This window comes from Bergeyella anatis (assembly GCF_036016955.1).
GTDB lineage: Bacteria > Bacteroidota > Bacteroidia > Flavobacteriales > Weeksellaceae > JAYWXI01.
In genome coordinates, this window is record NZ_JAYWXI010000162.1 from 1 (window position 1) to 396 (window position 396).

Sequence of the window (396 nt, forward strand, 5' to 3'; positions counted from 1 at the left end):
CAAAAAGATATATGAAGGAAAAGAGCCTTCCTGCATCGGCATTAGACTTAATTGACCATACGATGTCTGTTGCTAAAAGTTCTGGCGAGATTTTTCTGAAAGAAAAGCAGAGTTTATATAAGCGTATAGAAACAATTAAAAATCTTTTGTCCGAAGATAATGAAAAGGCTCATAAGGAAATAGAGTGGCTTAAAAGGGATTTAGTGCAAAAGACAAAATACCTTACAAAAGATAAAGATGGTATTGAATTTTCAGAACTATCAGATACTGAAGAATCTATTAAAGAATTAGAAAAACATCTGGTACAATGCGAATCCGTTGCTAAGGAAAAGCGAACCCATATTACAGATTGGGATTTAGCATTGGTGGTTTCTCAGAAAACGAATATTCCTTTGG

General features: G+C 33.8%; 1 pseudogene. It reads left to right on the top strand.

From position 1 onward, the window contains the following. Positions 1–11: 11 nt before the first annotated feature. Positions 12–396 (top strand): annotated as a pseudogene (locus VQ048_RS12755) (ATP-dependent Clp protease ATP-binding subunit); the annotation flags it as partial.